Here is a 16,460-nt window from a genome sequence, read left to right as displayed (position 1 = left end):
AACTCTTCAGTTCAATCTCTGTTTAATGTCCTTGCGGACAGATCGCTCACTCAAAATACTGACAGGCCACTTCTTGCGAAGCGCCTAATTTCTTTTTTGTGAACATTTGATAATTTAAGTATTCAACATCGCTTACGCTTTGTTGGCACCTTCATCAAACGCCCACACTTATCGACTGTTAATTGTTAAAGAACTTGTTCTGTACCGCCTTCTGCCGTTTGCTACGAAGCGTTGTGTTCGTTGCAGCAGAGAGGTGAGATTATGCAGCGTTTCGCGTTTCTCGTCAACCTCTTTTTTACTACCGCGCCTCCTTGGAGGCGGCCCTGACAGACTGCTAACTACTTGATTTCGTTAACCCTTTCTGCGGGGAGGCGAACTATAGCAAAGCCTGCCCCGACCTGACAAGGGCTCTTTTCACGCCGTGGCACGAACGGTACAGGTGCTGCGCTGCTCCCCCTCTTCCAGCATGATCGACACCGGCAGAAAACGCCCGATGACTTCCGCATTGGTGATGGCATGCCGGGAGATCACATCGGCCGTAAAACCGCCGCCGCCGGCCAGCGCCATCGGCAGCATCAACTGATCGGCCAGGTGCTCGCCCACCGCCGCCTGCGATGCTATATAGCGGCGCGCCTCGTGCATCGCATCCTTGGCGACGGTTTCGGCCCGCACCATTTTCTCGCCGAACGCGCAAAACACCTCGCTCGCGTGTTCGTATTCAAGGGTGATCAGCAAGGCATTGCCCGGCCCCTGATCGGCTGGCAAGCCACGCATGCGCAGCTGGTCGCCCGACCAGCCCATTCCGAGGCCGACGCATTCGAGCTCGCGCAGCGCGATCGACGCGGGCAATCCCGCCACCATGCCCTCGGCATAGCCGCCAGTACGCTCGCCGCGCTCCGTCAACGTCAGCTGCTGTAATTGCGGGCATGGCGCGATAGTGGCCACAATGCAGCCGCCGCCGGCCGGATAAAACCCGGAACGCAGCAATTCAATATTGATGTCCGCCCCCATCTTGCGCAGCAACGGTAAATACGCGCGTTGCAGGAACTGCGCCGGCGGCGCCATGGGATTATGCGTGCCGCCGCTGACGCGCACCGTCGATGGCCCGTCCGCATGCAACAGGGCCAGCATCACCGTTTGCAGCACCAGGGTGCAACTGCCGGCCGAACCGATCGCGAACTGGTAATCGCCACCCTTGATTGCCTTTGGCGCAAACAGCAGCGTCTGCGAACCCAGTTGCGCGCCGGTGACGGCAGCCCCACTGATCTCGGTGGCCGCCTGGACCGCCACCAGATGCTGGCGCAGCAGCCCGGGCTTCTTGCGGCCGGCCCGGATATTCTTGATGCAAAAGGCCTGGCCGGTAATCATGGACAAGGTCAGCGCGCTGCGCAGGATTTGTCCGCCGCCTTCGCCGACGGCGCCATCTAATTCAATCATCTTCAACTCTTCTTATAGATAGTAAGCAGCGGCGGCATCAACCCTTGACGCACACCACCTGCTTGAGGATATGGACCACATCCACCAGGTCGCGCTGGGCGTGCATGACGGCGTCGATATCCTTGTACGCCATCGGAATCTCGTCGATCACGTTTTCATCCTTGCGGCACTCCACGCCCTCGGTCGCCTTGACCTGGTCGTCAACGGTGAAACGACGCTTCGCTTCGGTACGGCTCATGGTGCGGCCGGCGCCGTGGCTGCAGCTGTTGAAGCTGTCCGGATTGCCCTTGCCACGGACGATAAAGCTCTTCGCCCCCATCGACCCCGGGATGATACCCAGTTCGCCCGGACGGGCCGACACGGCGCCCTTACGGGTAATCAGCACGTCTTTACCGAAGTGATGCTCCTTCTGCACATAATTATGGTGGCAATTGACCGCCTCCACATGCGTCTCGAACGGCTTGGTGATCACGGTACGCACCGCCGCGATCAGGTTATGCATCATCACGTCGCGATTGGTGCGGGCGAATTTCTGCGCCCAGCTGACCGCCTCGATGTAATCGTTATAGTGCTGCGTTCCTTCGGCCAGGTACGCCAGGTCCTGGTCGGGCAGGTTGATGAAGTGCGTGCGCATATCCTTCTTGGCCAGCTCGATGAAGTGGGTGCCGATGGCATTTCCCACGCCGCGCGAACCCGAATGCAGCATGAACCACACGAAACCTACCTCGTCCAGGCAGACTTCCACAAAATGGTTACCGCTTCCCAAAGTTCCCAGGTGACGGTAGTTATTCGTGGTTTTCAGCTTCGGCGTTTTCAGGCAGATGGCGTCGAATTCATCCTTCAACTGGCCCCAGGCCACATCCACCGCCGCCGGCGGCGTATTCCACGAACCCTCATCGCGGCCGCGGTAGCTGCGCGTCTTCGGCAACATACCGTGCGGGATCGCGCGCTCGATGGCGCTACGCAGCGCCGACAGGTTATCCGGCAGGTCGTTCGCGGTCAGGGTGGTCTTGGCGGCCATCATGCCGCAGCCGATATCGACGCCGACTGCCGCCGGGATCACCGCGCCGAGGGTCGGAATCACGCTGCCGATGGTCGAGCCTTTACCCAGGTGAACATCGGGCATGACCGCGATATGCTTGTAAATGAACGGCATTTTGGCGGTGTTGGCCAGCTGCTTCTTGGCCACGTCTTCCACCGGCACGCCTTTGGTCCACATTTTGACATGACGGCCATCGTCCACGTTCAGGACATCGTAATTTTCGTTTTTCATATTTTTCTCACTATATATAAGGTGATGCGAGGGGGCGACAACATCGCCCGGATAATTTGCTCTGCCAGTTGAGCTACGGCCGCTTGCGCAACCGCCCGGACTCGAACCGGGAACGCAATGTAATCCAGACTGCATTCGCCAAAAATCAATTCCCGACAAGGAGTCGGCAGGACAAACAGTTGCCGGCGCCAGGCCAACAGCAACCCCCATGTAGTCCTGCCCGCATTCGGGGTAAAACGATTGAGCACGGTGCGACAAGATAAATCCGATGCGAGATAAATTTGGAGATGTATTCGCATCAAGCATTCGCACAGCGCTCAAAACCTGTACAACAAAATCCCGACAAGGAGCGGCAAGACATGTGTCAGTCGTAGGACGCGAAGCCCTTGCGACCGTGGATGCAGTCTTTACCTGCATTCGGGGTAAAACGATTGAGCACAATGCGACAAATTTTGTTGCGAACTCGAACATTTTCTAAATGTATTCGCATCGGCATTCGCACTGCGCTCAAAACCGGTACCTCAATGTTCTTTACTCCAGCGCGATCGATTCGATCTCGCCCACCCAGTGACCGGCGCCGAGCTGGCCGGCCGCGAATGCGGCGATAATCTTGAATACATCGTCCGAAAAACCGCCCACATTCAACACATCGGCGCGTTCCGCCGCCTGGCTGCTACTGTTTGGCGTGCAGTCGATGCACACCAGCCGCGCCGCCGGATTGCGCTGCTTGAACAGCGCCCATTCGCTCATCGTGGCGGTGGCGCCGGCACGCTGGTCGATCCACGATTCATTGTCGGACACGTACACCACCAGGTCGGCCATCACCTTCTGCTTGTTCATCTGCGCCAGCGGTGCGCTGCAATTGGTACCACCGCCGCCAATCGCTGCCAGCTTCTGCGCATTGGTCATGACCGTATCGCGGGCATTCAATTCGCACACCCGCACATAATTCTCGAACGGCAGCACCAGTGCATCCGGATTCTTGCGCAGCATCGCTGCGGCGATCAGCCCGGCCACATCGATACAACGCACCTTCGAGGTGCCGCCGCCCCGATAACCCGACACCGGCGACTGCATCGATCCCGAGACATCCGGGCAAATCACGACCTTGCCTTCCACCTGCGGCACGTTCGACAGCGACAGTTCCAGCGCATCCTGCAAAGCGTCGCTGATACCCCGTGGCACCTCGGTCGATGCCGCCATATACGCCGACATCAACTGATAAGGAAACACGCCCGCTTTGGCAATCGCCACCGGGTCGCGCAGCTTGTCGGCGATGACTTCGATCATGCCCGGCAGCTCGTACACGCCATTGCGGCCGAAGGTATTCAAATTCATGCGCACCATGTGCCAGCCGCCCTGGCGCGCAATCTGCGCCCATGCCTGCGGCGGCAACGACAATGAAGTCAGCATCTGGAACGGCACGTCCGGCACCGGCTGCGACTGGTCGGCCTTGTACGCTTCGAAGGCCTTGAGCGCATCCGGCAGCGCATCGGCATTAAACGGCTTGCCGATCAACCAGGCGAAAAACGCGTCACGCCAGGCTTGCGACGGCTTCGGATGCACCATCTTCACCACATCGCCCAGCGACGGCGTGGTGCCGATCGAGGCCGACAGCAGTTCTTTTTCCGATGCGCGGTTCAGCCATTGCTGCACCAGTCTTTTCGGCCGGGTGCCCAGCGATTTACGACCCGCCGCACCGGAGCGGATAATCTGCACCACATTGCGCAGCATCTTGCCGTTATTGACCACGCGGCGAAATACAGGGGTCAGTTCCGGCGCGCCCTTGGCCGCCAGTACCGCGGTCAGCAATGCCGGCATATCCTTCATATAACCGCGCTCGCGGCAGTAAATCGCGGTCTGCGCGATGAATGTGGTATCGACTTTTTCGCACAGTTCCATCACCGTCGCCAGCTGCGATTGCGCATTGACGTAATAGGTCGAATTGAGGCAACCGGTGGCGGCGTACTGCGCCAGCTGGTGCCGTGGCGACATGCTGTAGGCCGCAGCGCCTGCCGCATTAAGACCATCGGCGCGCGGGACAAAGATTCCCTTCAAGGTCTGGAACAACTGTGCGTTTGCCATTTTGATTTCCTCATTTTTTCTTGTTTGTATCTCCCCTATTGCAAAGGGCGTGCCAGCTCGCGCCACATCCGCATTACCTGCGCTTAAGTCCTTGATTTAAAAAAGATTATCAATTCGCCAAGCCAGACTGGCAAGAAATGGACAAACTGGCAAGCACGTGATAAATTATCCGACAAGATAAAACTTTATACGAATATGAAACAGAAACGCATCGTGGTCATCGGATTCGTCGGCACCCAGCTCGACAGCGGCAAGGGCCCGGCCCGTTGGGAAAAATGGCGCCCCAGCATCGCCATCACCCAGCATGAGGAATACGCCGTACACCGCTTCGACATGCTCTACGGCGGCAAATTCGGCTCGCTGGTCGATGCCGTCACGGCCGACATCGCCGCCGTCTCGCCGGAAACCACCGTGGTCGCGCACAATATTCCGATCAGCGATGCCTGGGATTTCGGCGAGGTCTACGGCGCCCTGTTCGATTTCGCCAAGACCTACCCCTTCGACCCGGACAACGAGGATTACTGGATCCACATCACCACCGGCACCCACGTCGTGCAGATCTGCATGTTCCTGATGACGGAAGCGCGCTTCTTTCCCGGCCGCCTGCTGCAAAGCTCGCCGCCACGGCGCCAGTCCACCACCGAACCGGGCAGCTACGCGCTGATCGACCTCGACCTGTCGCGCTACGACCAGATCGCCCAGCGCTTTTCGCGCGAGCAAGCCGAAGGCGTGGCGTTCCTCAAGTCCGGCATTGCCACCCGCAACGCCAGCTTCAACACCATGATCGACGAGATCGAGCGCGTGGCCATCAAGTCGCGCGCGCCGATGCTGCTGATGGGGCCGACCGGCGCCGGCAAGTCCTTCCTCGCGCGCCGGGTCTACGAACTGAAGAAAACGCGCCACCAGATCGACGGCAAGTTCGTCGAACTCAACTGCGCCACCCTGCATGGCGACGGCGCCGCCTCGACCCTGTTCGGCCACGTCAAGGGTTCCTTCACGGGCGCCGCCGCCGACCGCCCCGGCTTGCTGCGCAGCGCCCACAAGGGCTTGCTGTTCCTCGACGAAATCGGCGAACTGGGTGCGGACGAACAGGCCATGCTGCTCAAGGCCATCGAAGAAAAGCGCTTCCATCCGGTCGGCAGCGACACTGAAGTGCAGAGCGACTTCCAGCTCATCGCCGGCACCAACCGCGACCTGGCGAGCGAGGTGGTGGCCGGGCGCTTTCGCGAAGACTTGTACGCGCGCATCAACTTATGGACCTACGCCCTGCCCGGGCTGGTGGACCGGCCCGAAGACATCGAACCCAACCTGGTCTACCTGCTCAACCAGTTCAGCCAGGAATACGGGCAGATGGTGCGTTTCAACAAGGAGGCACGCGAGCGCTACATGCGCTTTGCGATGTCGCCCGAGGCAGTCTGGGCCGGCAACTTCCGCGACCTGTCGGCGTCGGTCACGCGCATGGCGACCCTGGCCGAGGCCGGCGGCATTTCGGAAGGCATCGTCAGCGCCGAAGTGGCCCGGCTGCAAAAACTCTGGCACCACTACACGCGCGCGCCGGCGCCCACCCTGGCCGAGGTCAACCTCGCCGGGCTGATGGGCGAGGAAGCCGCCGCCGGCCTCGACCTGTTCGACGCCTTGCAACTGGCCGCCGTGGTGCAGGTGTGCCGCGTATCAAGCACCCTGTCCGACGCCGGGCGCAAGCTGTTCGCCGTCTCGCGCAGCGCCAAGAGCAAGCCCAACGACGCTGACCGCCTGAAAAAATTCCTGGCGCGGTTCGACCTGGATTGGGATCAGGTCAGCAGCAGTCGGTAATTTGTCGGTATTGTCTTGGAAACAACAGCTATCATTTAAATAGGTTGTATTGGCGATAACTCCTGCGGTATTCTGCATACATATGCCCAAGGCATATTTAGCGCAATGCTAAAAGCATTATCGGGAGAGTCCGTCGATCGCAACGAGGGAAGTGTGCAGGGATTTCTGCGCACCGACTCAGGCAGGGATCGACGGCGCCGAAGGAGCAACCGCCCCGGAATCTCTCAGGCCCCAGGACCGATAACGCATGTGAACTCTGAAGAGCCACCGGCAGTCGTCATCCGGTGCACCGAAGGAGCAAACCGGCCACGCATCGCGCGCTGCCGGCGAATCTCTCAGGTCCAGCACAGAGGGGGTATCCGACGCGCAGCCGCGCGCGGACTTCCTATCTGACGTTTTTCCGACCTGGAAAACACATGAAAACCATTGCAGAACCTGGCGGCGGGATGACCTGCGTCACGACCGCTTACGCCCTCGCCCAACGTGGCTTTGCCACCACCCTGCGCGCCACCCAAGCTGGTGACCAGCCGCTTGGGGACCGGGCGCTTGCGCGTGGCCGCCACGTCCGGATCTGCGATTTGATGCAACGCTCTCTCGATTTCCCGACGCACTGAGCACGTGCGTCGACAACGGTGTCCGGCATGCGTGCATGCCAATGCAGTCGCAGCACCCACCCCGCCTGGACAGGCGGGGCTCCCGTTTCAATCTATGTGAGGAGAAGTCAATAATGCAAACAAAAATGCTCTCATGCCGTCCCATGCTCGCCGCCCTCCTGTGCGGCGCCAGCCTGGCCCTGGCCGGTGCGCCGGCACAGGCCCAGTCCGATGGAACCAGCACCTTCAAAGCGGTCCCCAAGCGCGCGGCAGCGGCGGCGCAGGCTGCGGCCCAGCGCGACTTCGCCCAGTTCGTGACGCACCAGGTGCAGGTGCGCGGCGCCAGCGGCGCGCCGGTCGACTTCCCGCTCGACATCAGCGACATGCAAGACCTGAAGGACGCCAGGATCGGCTACGGCTTCCCGGTCTACACGATCGATCCGAACGAGCTGCTGGCGGGACGCGGCAGCATGAAACAGATGGCCAAGGCGACCGGACAGTGGCGCTTCGTCATCCTGTTGAACCAGCGTCCGATCGGCATGGCGACGGTGGAGCTCAATAACGGGAACTACGAAACGGTCGCCTACGGCGCCGCCGTGCTGGCCAAGGACGTGGATGCGTCGATGGGCTACTACGCCGACACCGAGCGCAGCAATGTGCGTTTCGTGCGCATCTACCAGGCGCGCTCCGACTTGCTGGAAGTGGTCGCCCGCGAAGACGGCCGCACCCGCTATGCGCCTTTGCATTCGGCGCGCGAATCGCTGCTGATGCAACAGCGCGCCGTCAAGGACGGCAAGGCCGGCGATGCCCTGATGGACGAAGCGGAGTTGCTGCTGCCGCTGCGCAGCGCGGTCAAGCAGAACCTGGACGCTTCGAAGTAAGCCGACCATCCCCAGAACCAATCAGGAGATAACATGAACACCCATATGAAAAAGATCGTCGTCGGTGTCGCACTTTTGCTGGCGCTGCCGGCAGCCATGGCGCAATGGCGCACGCTGAGCGTGCCGCTGACGACCCAGGAACACAGCCAGTGGTGCTGGTCGGCGTCGAGCAAGGCGGTGCTGAACTATTACAAGAAGACACCGAGCCAGTGCCAGATCGTGAACTGGGCGTTCGGCTTGAACTACGCCTGCGGGAACACCTACTTCAACTGGAACAGCCCGGCCAACCAGCCGAACAATATGTACGGCTCCAACGGCAGCGTACAGAATATCTTGAATGCGTGGGGCGTGGCGAATGGCGCGTACAGCGTGGCGTCGTCATGGAACAGCGTGGTGTCCGACATCAACGCCAATCGTCCGTTCGTGATGCGCTACGGCTGGAGCAACGGCGGTGGGCACATCATGGTGGGACGCGGGTACGAGACGGCCAATGGCGTGAACCACGTGTACATCATGGACCCTTGGCCGGGTGAGGGCCAGACCTACCGCACCTACAACTCCGCGGTGTCGGCGTCGGACCATCGCTGGACGCACACGCAGCGCATGAGCATCAACGGCCCGACCTGAGTCAGGCGCCATCGTCCCCGCGCAGGTATTCGCGCGGGGACTCTTGACCCTCTCGCTACGTGACGGTTTACCATCTTGCAAATGGAGAAACCGGCATGCTACTGAAAATAGGACAACTGGCCAAGCGCAGCGGCTTGAGCGTGCGCGCCTTGCGCCATTACGACGATATCGCCTTGCTCACGCCGTCGGTCCGCTCGGACAGCGGCTACCGCCTGTACGACAGCGCGGATGTCGCCAGACTGTATCGCATCCAGGCACTGCGCCGCCTCGACCTGCCGCTCACGCAAATCCAGGCGATGCTGGCCGACGGCGGCGCCAGCCTGCCGCAGGTGGTGGCGCAGCAGATCGCGTCACTCGAACGCCAGATCGCGCAAGCTAGCGCCCTTCACGGCCAATTGCGCGACTTGCAGGCCCAGCTCGACGAGCGCCACGAGCCGTCGATGGACAACTGGCTGGCCGCGCTCGAACGCATGGCCGCCAGCGCACGCTACTTCACCGACGCCGAACTGCATACGCTCAAGACGCGGCGCAAGAACAGCGGCAGCGGCAGCGGCGACGCCAACGCACAGCTGACCGCCACGCTGCACCAGCTGATGGCCCGGGGCCTGGCACCCGACAGCCCTGAAGCCGGCGCGTTCGCGCAACGCTGGATCGCCACCCTGCTAGCGAGCGTGGGCGGCGACGAAGGCATGCTGATGAAGCTCTACGCCATGAACTGGAACGAGCCCACCCTGCACACCCTCAACGGGGTTGACCGCGCGGCGATGCAGTTCATCTCGCACGCCATGGCGCACCGGCGCCTGGCCATCTACGCCAACTACTGCAACCCAGCCGACATGGCCCTGCTGCGCCAGCACTACGTCAAGCAAACCGACACCTGGCCCATCCTCATCTGCGCCTTGCGCACTCACCTGGCCGAAGGCACGCCGGCCGCCAGCGTCGAGGTGCAAGCACTGGCGCGCCAATGGCAGGCACTGTCGCTGGCCAAGGCCGCGGGCCAGCCGGCGCTCCAGGCCAAGCTGCGCCACGCTTTCGAGATGGAGCCCGGCTTGCGCACCGGCTCCGGCATCGACGCGCCGCTGATCGCGTATGTACGCGAAGCCATGCACCGTCTTTAACCCACCAGGAATCAGCATGCCAGGCCATTTCTTCACGGGGAACTACGCTCCCCTCGATACCGAATGCGACATCGACGCGCTGCAGGTAGCCGGCACGCTGCCGCCGCAACTGCGCGGCGCGCTGTACCGCGTCGGACCGAACCCCCGCTTCGCGCCGCGCGACGACCACTATCACTGGTTCTCGGGCGACGGCATGGTACATGCCTTCTTCATCGACGACGGCAAGGTGGCCTATGCCAACCGCTGGGCGCGCACGCCGAAATGGCAGCTCGAAAATGACGCCGGCCATGCGCTGTTCGGCACCTTCGGCAACCCGGCCACCAGCGCCCCGTCAGTCCACGGCAAAAACAGCGGCACCGCCAATACCAATATGGCCTGGCACGGCGGGCGCCTGTTTGCGCTGGAAGAATCGCACCAGCCGTTCGAAATGGACCCGCACACGCTGGCGTCGAAGGGGCACCAGGATTTCGACGGCGCCGTGAACGGGCGCTTCACCGCCCATCCCAAGGCCGATCCGGCCACCGGCGAGCTGCATTTTTTCTCCTACCTGCCCGATAGTCCGGGACAGCCCAACATGCAGTACGGCGTGCTCGATGCGCACTGCCGGGTCAGCACGTCAGGCGCCTTGCGCGCCCCCTACGCGAGCATGATGCACGACTTCATGCTGACCGAACGCCATGTGCTGTTTCCGGTCACCCCGCTGACCATCAGCGTGGAACGCGCCATGAAAGGACTACCCTTGTTCGCATGGGAAGCGGACCGGCGCACCCACGTCGGCATCGGCGTGCGTGGTCAAGCAATGGACAAGCTGCGCTGGTTCGCCAGCGACGCCTGCCACGTGTTCCATGTGATGAACGCCTGGGACGATGGCGGGCGCATCGTGGCGTATGTGATGGAGTCACGCACCGCACCGGGCATGCCCAACGCCGACGGCAGTGCGGGCGAGGCGGCCGGCATGGCGGCGCGCCTGTGCCGCTGGACGTTCGATATGGAGAGCGATGGCGACAGTTTCGAGCGCACCATCCTCGACGACCTGGCGGCGGAATTCCCGCGCATCGACGAGCGCTTTAGCGGACGCCGCAACCGCGTGGGTTTTTACTGCTGCCACAGCGCGCAGCGCATCAGGAGCGGTTCGGAGAGTGTGCTGTACGACGCGCTGGCATGCTTCGACTTTGCCTCCGGCACGCGCCAGCTCTATACACTGCCGGCCGGCGACGTTGTCTCCGAACCGGTCTTCGTGGCGCGCTCGGCGCAGTCGCCCGAGGGCGATGGCTGGCTGCTGGCGGTGGCGTGGCGCGCCCAAGAAGGCCGCAGCGACCTGCTGGTGATCGACGCGACCGACCTGGCGGCCGGCCCCGTCGCAACGATGTGCCTGCCGCACCGGATACCGTTCGGCTTTCACGGCTGCTGGCGCGCCAGCGACTGACTTACAAACTTACAAGCCGTCGAAGTTGGGCGGACGCTTGGCCAAAAACGCCTGCATGCCTTCCTTCTGGGCGGGCGTGCCGAACGCCGCGTGGAAGTAGCGGCGCTCGTAGCGCACGCCTTCGGTCAGGGTGGTCTCGAACGCGCGGTTGACGCTGTCCTTGATCGCCATCGCCACCGATACCGACATCGAGGCGATCGTGGTGGCCGCAGCCAGCGCTTCTTCCATCACCTTGTCCGCCGGGACCACGCGCGAGACCAGGCCGGTGCGCTCGGCTTCGGCCGCGTCGATCATGCGCGCCGTGAGCAGCATGTCCATCGCCTTGGCCTTGCCGATGGTGCGCGGCAGGCGCTGCGTGCCGCCGGCGCCCGGGGTCACGCCGACCTTGATTTCGGGCTGGCCGAACTTGGCGCTGTCCGCCGCGATCAGGAAGTCGCACATCATGGCCAGTTCGCAGCCGCCGCCGAGGCAGAAACCCTGCACCACGCCGATGACGGGTTTGCGCACGTTGAGGATATGTTCCCAGTTGCGGCCGATGTAGTTGCCGCCGTAGGTGTCGCCGTAATCGTAGTCGACCATCGCCGCGATGTCGGCGCCGGCCGCAAAGGCTTTTTCGCTGCCGGTCAGGATGATGCAGCCGATATTGCTGTCAGCGTCGAACTTGTAGAGCGCGTCGCCCAGTTCATCCATCATGTTGTCGTTCAGGGCGTTCAGGGCTTTGGGACGGTTCAGGCGAATCACGGCCACTTTGCCGTGGGTCTCGATCAGCAGGTCTGCATAGTTCATGGAATCCTCTATAAAAAAGCGGGGGGTAATGTGCGATTGTAGCCAATCTGCGCGTCAATCAGGGTTTGGGCAGCAGCACCCAGAGTTGGCCGCGCTGCTTCATGCGGCCGGCGTTTTCCATCGCATCAATGCCAAAGCCGAAGAAGAAGTCGGCCCGCACCGCACCGCGAATGGCGCCGCCCGTGTCCTGCCCCATCACCAGGCGCCGCATCGGCACCTCGCTGGCCGATTCGGTGGTGGCCAGCCAGATCGGCGCGCCGAGCGGCAAGAAGGTGGGGTCGATCGCGACCGAACGCTCCGGCGTCAATGGCACGCCCAGCGCGCCCTTGGGCCCGACCGAGGGATCGGGCAGGCGCTCTTCGCGAAAGAAAATGAAGCTTGGATTGGCGTTGAACAGTTCCTGGCGCCGCTCGGGATGCGCCGCAATCCAGGCCTTGATGCCCTGCGCGCTAGCCTGCTCCGGCGTCAGCTCGCCCTGCTCGATCAGCCAGCGTCCGATCGCCTTGTACGGATGGCCGTTCTGGTCGGCGTAGGCCACGCGCACCGTCTCGCCGCTATCGGCCAGCTTGACCCGCCCGGAACCCTGCACCTCCAAAAAGAACGCTTCGACCGGGTCGTCCACCCACAGCAGCTCCTTGCCGGGGATGTCGGCGCGCTCGATCTCGGCGCGGCTGCCGTACGGGACCACCTTCTTGCCCACCAGCCGTCCGCGCACGCGCTTGTTTTTCAGCTCCGGGTACACGCTGGCCAGGTCGATCGTCAGCAGGTCGTCCGGCACCCGGTACAGCGGTGTCTGGAAAGCGCCGCCGCGTTTGCGGGCGCCGCGCAGCAAGGGTTCGTAGTAGCCGGTGACGAGGCCCGTGTCGGCGCCGTCAGGGGCGCGCACCTGGTTCGGCACGAACCAGGTTTCAAAATAGCTGCGCAGCGCAGCGCCATTGTTTGCATCGACCGTGTACGCCGCGCCGCACGCGGTTTTCCATTCGGGCTTGCGCGCCAATACCCCGCACGAGGTCATGAAGGCCGGCCAGGCCTGGCGCAGGTCGTCGCGCTCCCAGCCCGGCAGCGCGGCAAAGGTCGATGGCGTCATCAACGGCGCCGGTTCGGCCTTCGCTGGCGGTGGCAAAGGCGGCTCTGGCGGCGGCTCCACCCGCATCACCGGCGGCGGCATGACGACGACCGGCGGCGCCGGCTTGGGCCCGGGCGTGGCGCATGCCGCGAGGAGCAGCGCGACGGCGCCGGCCGAAACGAGTAAACTGCTGCGTGTTGAAGACATGGGAGTCGATATGTGGGTGTTAATGCTTGAAGCAGGCGTGGCGTTTTTCCTGCTGGTGTTTATCGTGTGGTGGACGATGTATTCGGGACCGAAGCCGGCCAATGACGACCAGCAGCTGAACGCGCCGGAGAAAAAACAGGAACTCCCCGACGATACTCAACGCTGATCAGCCGCTGAGATCAGTGCAGGGTGCGCGGCAGCGACAGCACGAATTCGGGAATCTTGGTCTCGAACTGATGGCCGTCTTCGGCCACGCAGAAGTATTCGCCGGTCATCGAGCCTTGCGGAGTGGCCAGCTGGGTGCCGCTGGTGTATTCGAACTGTTCGCCCGGCTGCAACAGCGGCTGATGCCCGACCACGCCCAGGCCGCGCACTTCGTCGACGTGGTTGTTGGCGTCGGTGATGACCCAATGCCGCGAGATCAGCTGCGCGCCGACGGTGCCGGTGTTTTTTATCGTAATCGCATAAGTGAACACGTAATTGCTTCGGCTCGGATCGGACTGCTCCGGCAGGTACTGGGTCCTGACAGTGACAGTAAATTCGTAAGCGGCCATCTGGATTTCCTTGATTAAGACTGTAAAAGTTGCCCGAGTGAATTTTCAGGCGCCGGCCTGACACGGCCCGGCGAAGCATCATACCTTGCGCCGCAAAATGGGGCCGGCCGCAAGGGCGCGCCACGGGAGAGCGTAAAATAGCGCATCTTCATTAACCGCAAGCTTTTTGCCAGCCGCCGCCATGACCACTTTCCGCATCGCTCCCAGCATTTTGTCCGCCGATTTCGCCCGTTTGGGCGAAGAAGTCCGCAATGTCGTCGCCTCGGGCGCCGATATCATCCACTTCGACGTCATGGACAACCATTATGTTCCCAACCTGACCATCGGCCCGCTGGTGTGCCAGGCGATCCGCCCGCACGTGCAGGTGCCGATCGACGTGCATCTGATGGTCAAGCCGGTCGACCGCCTGATTCCGGACTTTGCCAAGGCTGGCGCGAACATCATCACCTTTCACCCGGAAGCGTCCGAGCATATCGACCGCTCGCTCCAGCTGATTCGCGATAACGGCTGCAAGGCCGGCCTGGTCTTCAATCCGGGCACGCCGCTGCACTTCCTCGACCATGTGATGGACAAGATCGACATGATCCTGATCATGTCGGTCAATCCGGGCTTCGGCGGTCAATCCTTCATCCCGGAAGCGCTGAAGAAAATCGCGCTGGCGCGCCGCATGATCGACGATTCGGGCCGCGATATTTTGCTGGAAGTCGATGGCGGCATCAAGATCGACAATATCGCCGCCGCCGCCGCTGCCGGTGCGGACACGTTCGTGGCAGGGTCGGCGATTTTCGGCCAGCCGGACTACAAGGCGGTGATCGACGCCATGCGCGCGGAGCTGGCCAAGGTCGGCAAGTAACATCCACAGCATGCCGTATTTCGACCTTCGCCTCGGTTTTGCGCCGTCGTTTCACCGCGGCGGCACGATGCGCATCGAGGGCGATGTGACGGGCGTGGCGACCTTCGAAGCCGGGCCCACAGGATTTCTGCCAGGCCTGGTTTTCACGCTGCCGGTCGACGCGGACGGCATGGCGGCCATCCATGCCAGTTGCTCGGCCATGCTGGCAGGATGGGATGACCGGTGGACCGGGGAGGGCTGCGACGGCATCAGCTTTGGCGGTACGTTTGCGTCGTCCGGCGCGCAGCCGCAACACTTTTCGCTGTGGAGCCCCGATCGGGCAAGCCTGCCGCACGCCATGATCAGCGCTGTATTCAAGTGCTTCCCCCCGGAGGGCTGCAGCGGCGTCGCCGAGGAACAGCTTGAAAGCATCCGCGGATATTTCGAGTTGCAGCCGCAGGTAACGCTGTACAACGAAGTCCCCTTGCGCCTTCGCCTTGCACCTTCAGCGTATTGGATTGACGCGAACGAGATTGAAACGCGCGTGCGCGCCCTGCCCGATCACGTTGACTTGATCGTCGACTTATCCGGCCTCGAAGCGATTCAGCGAGCACTGGCGCAGCTATTCCCAGTCAATTTGCTGCTACAGCGAAGCCATGCCGTGTATTGGCGAGTACGAAGCAACGCAGTCGACGTGCTGGTGAAGCACGGAGTCGATCCGTCCATGATCATTTCCATCGAGCGCGCGCAGTTTTCAGAGTGGGGATATCCTGTGGTGCTGGGCCGTGTGGTCCAGTCTCCTGACATGTTCTCTCTTGCTCAAAACGGGAAACGAATCGCGCTGGTGAGCGCCTTCAGGAGCCAATTTTGCATGACGTACGTGGACGCGGCCAAGGCGGCAGTGGAACTGATCGACTTCATGAAAACCCATCGGCTTCAAGCGCTGGGTTTTGGCGAGCCTGCTCCCGAGTCGCCGCAGCTGCCTTGAGGCAAGATACGCAGCGAAAGTCGCTTGGCTACTGTCGCTGCTTCCAACTGAAATCGACTACGAGGAATACCTGGGAGCAGGACGCCGGCGGCGTCACAGGTCGAACCAGAAAATCATGCGGCAAAAGTAGCCGCGCGCTTCGATGTTCGCCATCAGGTCGATCGTCAAGCGGCACTCGAGCGTCATATGCAGTTCACCGTCATCGGTGGCTGCGACCGCACGCCGGAATTCGGCCAGCGTGAGCCAGCTGCAACGCGAGTAGTGCGGTGCCGAGATAAAGTCCCACAGGTAGGCGATCGGATGACTTTCTCCTGTCCGCAGCGCCTCGTCCGCCTCCGATCGCGCAATCGATGGCATTGCCAGCGCGCCGTCCATATCGTCATCGTCGATGACATTGAGCCCATAGTGAAAATTGGCCATTGCCGATGCCGGCTCGGGAAAACCACGTGCGGCAACGAGACCATCCCGCCCATGCCGGTTGTTCATCGCATTGAACAGGGACGAACGCCTCGGCCACTCAAAAAATGCGATCGCCTGCGGAGCGACGAATTGTTCGGTATCCGATGCCTCCACCACCAAATGAATATCTGCGCCCATCCTGGTCCTTTTGACATCCTCCCCTCCCTAAAGGAAAGGGATTCCTACGGTGCCGCGTGATGATCTACGGGTCGCTTCGGTGGGTTCCTGCTTCATCGAGCGGCCTGACTGCGCCGACTCTCCACAGGCTAAGACGCGATGTCCTCGCGCTAAAACATTCATCGCGCCGACCACATCG

At 62.0% G+C, this 16,460-nt stretch carries 16 protein-coding genes, 1 pseudogene and 2 riboswitches; of the genes and pseudogenes, 9 read left to right on the top strand and 8 right to left on the bottom strand.

Annotation, left to right across the window (positions count from 1 at the left end):
- Positions 1-414 precede the first annotated feature (414 nt).
- The 3 genes from rtcA to F1735_RS29590 all read right to left on the bottom strand — a co-directional run bounded on the left by rtcA (position 415) and on the right by F1735_RS29590 (position 4,795).
- The gene (gene rtcA, locus F1735_RS29600) at positions 415-1,437 is read right to left on the bottom strand and encodes an RNA 3'-terminal phosphate cyclase (RefSeq protein WP_167240257.1); all 1,023 of its coding nucleotides are present in this window, start codon (positions 1,435-1,437) and stop codon (positions 415-417) included.
- A 37-nt stretch (positions 1,438-1,474) separates the two neighbouring features.
- Complete coding sequence (locus tag F1735_RS29595; protein WP_167240256.1) at positions 1,475-2,710, bottom strand: RtcB family protein; 1,236 nt, start codon at positions 2,708-2,710, stop codon at positions 1,475-1,477.
- A gap of 531 nt (positions 2,711-3,241) precedes the next feature.
- Positions 3,242-4,795 (bottom strand): vWA domain-containing protein, encoded by a 1,554-nt coding sequence (locus F1735_RS29590; protein ID WP_167240255.1) that lies wholly within the window; start codon positions 4,793-4,795, stop codon positions 3,242-3,244.
- A gap of 195 nt (positions 4,796-4,990) precedes the next feature.
- Between F1735_RS29590 and rtcR the strand changes: the two genes are divergently transcribed.
- The 6 genes from rtcR (at position 4,991) to F1735_RS29560 (ending at position 11,252) form a co-directional block, all read left to right on the top strand.
- Positions 4,991-6,607, top strand: coding sequence for an RNA repair transcriptional activator RtcR (rtcR, locus tag F1735_RS29585; RefSeq protein WP_167240254.1), 1,617 nt, complete (start codon positions 4,991-4,993; stop codon positions 6,605-6,607).
- 111 nt (positions 6,608-6,718) lie between these two features.
- Positions 6,719-6,857: riboswitch (glycine riboswitch) on the top strand.
- Positions 6,858-6,967, top strand: a riboswitch (glycine riboswitch).
- 56 nt (positions 6,968-7,023) lie between these two features.
- Positions 7,024-7,221, top strand: coding sequence for a hypothetical protein (locus tag F1735_RS29580; RefSeq protein ID WP_167240244.1), 198 nt, complete (start codon positions 7,024-7,026; stop codon positions 7,219-7,221).
- 113 nt (positions 7,222-7,334) lie between these two features.
- Positions 7,335-8,081: a hypothetical protein gene (locus tag F1735_RS29575; protein WP_229506026.1), complete on the top strand. Its 747-nt coding sequence runs from the start codon at positions 7,335-7,337 to the stop codon at positions 8,079-8,081.
- A gap of 33 nt (positions 8,082-8,114) precedes the next feature.
- On the top strand, positions 8,115-8,708 hold the full coding sequence (locus F1735_RS29570; protein ID WP_229506025.1) for a C39 family peptidase: 594 nt from the start codon (positions 8,115-8,117) through the stop codon (positions 8,706-8,708).
- A gap of 95 nt (positions 8,709-8,803) precedes the next feature.
- Complete coding sequence (locus F1735_RS29565) at positions 8,804-9,826, top strand: MerR family transcriptional regulator (RefSeq protein WP_167240252.1); 1,023 nt, start codon at positions 8,804-8,806, stop codon at positions 9,824-9,826.
- Positions 9,827-9,842: 16 nt separating this feature from the next.
- Positions 9,843-11,252 (top strand): carotenoid oxygenase family protein, encoded by a 1,410-nt coding sequence (locus tag F1735_RS29560; RefSeq protein WP_167240251.1) that lies wholly within the window; start codon positions 9,843-9,845, stop codon positions 11,250-11,252.
- Between the two features lie 9 nt (positions 11,253-11,261).
- Here the strand turns inward: F1735_RS29560 and F1735_RS29555 are convergent, their stop codons facing one another.
- Together F1735_RS29555 and mltA are read right to left on the bottom strand one after the other, a co-directional pair.
- Positions 11,262-12,038, bottom strand: coding sequence for an enoyl-CoA hydratase (locus F1735_RS29555; protein ID WP_167240250.1), 777 nt, complete (start codon positions 12,036-12,038; stop codon positions 11,262-11,264).
- Between the two features lie 58 nt (positions 12,039-12,096).
- The gene (gene mltA, locus F1735_RS29550) at positions 12,097-13,311 is read right to left on the bottom strand and encodes a murein transglycosylase A (RefSeq protein WP_167240249.1); all 1,215 of its coding nucleotides are present in this window, start codon (positions 13,309-13,311) and stop codon (positions 12,097-12,099) included.
- Between mltA and F1735_RS35855 the strand changes: the two genes are divergently transcribed.
- Entirely contained in the window at positions 13,310-13,477 is a 168-nt protein-coding gene (locus F1735_RS35855; protein ID WP_222853112.1) for a hypothetical protein, read from the top strand. The genes mltA and F1735_RS35855 overlap by 2 nt on opposite strands.
- 13 nt (positions 13,478-13,490) lie before the next feature.
- Here the strand turns inward: F1735_RS35855 and apaG are convergent, their stop codons facing one another.
- Positions 13,491-13,865 carry a Co2+/Mg2+ efflux protein ApaG gene (apaG, locus tag F1735_RS29540; protein WP_167240248.1) on the bottom strand — a complete coding sequence of 125 codons (375 nt, stop codon included), beginning with the start codon at positions 13,863-13,865 and terminating at the stop codon, positions 13,491-13,493.
- Positions 13,866-14,046: 181 nt separating this feature from the next.
- Here apaG and rpe point away from each other — a divergent pair, with 181 nt between their 5' ends.
- Together rpe and F1735_RS29530 are read left to right on the top strand one after the other, a co-directional pair.
- Positions 14,047-14,718, top strand: a complete 672-nt coding sequence (gene rpe, locus F1735_RS29535) for a ribulose-phosphate 3-epimerase (protein ID WP_167240247.1) — start codon at positions 14,047-14,049, stop codon at positions 14,716-14,718.
- 10 nt (positions 14,719-14,728) lie between these two features.
- Entirely contained in the window at positions 14,729-15,685 is a 957-nt protein-coding gene (locus F1735_RS29530) for a hypothetical protein (RefSeq protein WP_167240246.1), read from the top strand.
- Between the two features lie 93 nt (positions 15,686-15,778).
- Here the strand turns inward: F1735_RS29530 and F1735_RS29525 are convergent, their stop codons facing one another.
- Positions 15,779-16,282 (bottom strand): hypothetical protein, encoded by a 504-nt coding sequence (locus F1735_RS29525; RefSeq protein ID WP_167240245.1) that lies wholly within the window; start codon positions 16,280-16,282, stop codon positions 15,779-15,781.
- Between the two features lie 27 nt (positions 16,283-16,309).
- Positions 16,310-16,460 (bottom strand): annotated as a pseudogene (locus F1735_RS36915) (RNA-guided endonuclease InsQ/TnpB family protein); the annotation flags it as partial.

It is taken from the genome of Massilia genomosp. 1 (assembly GCF_011682185.1).
GTDB lineage: Bacteria > Pseudomonadota > Gammaproteobacteria > Burkholderiales > Burkholderiaceae_D > Telluria_A > Telluria_A rubra.
This window is presented reverse-complemented; position numbering and strand designations above follow the sequence as displayed.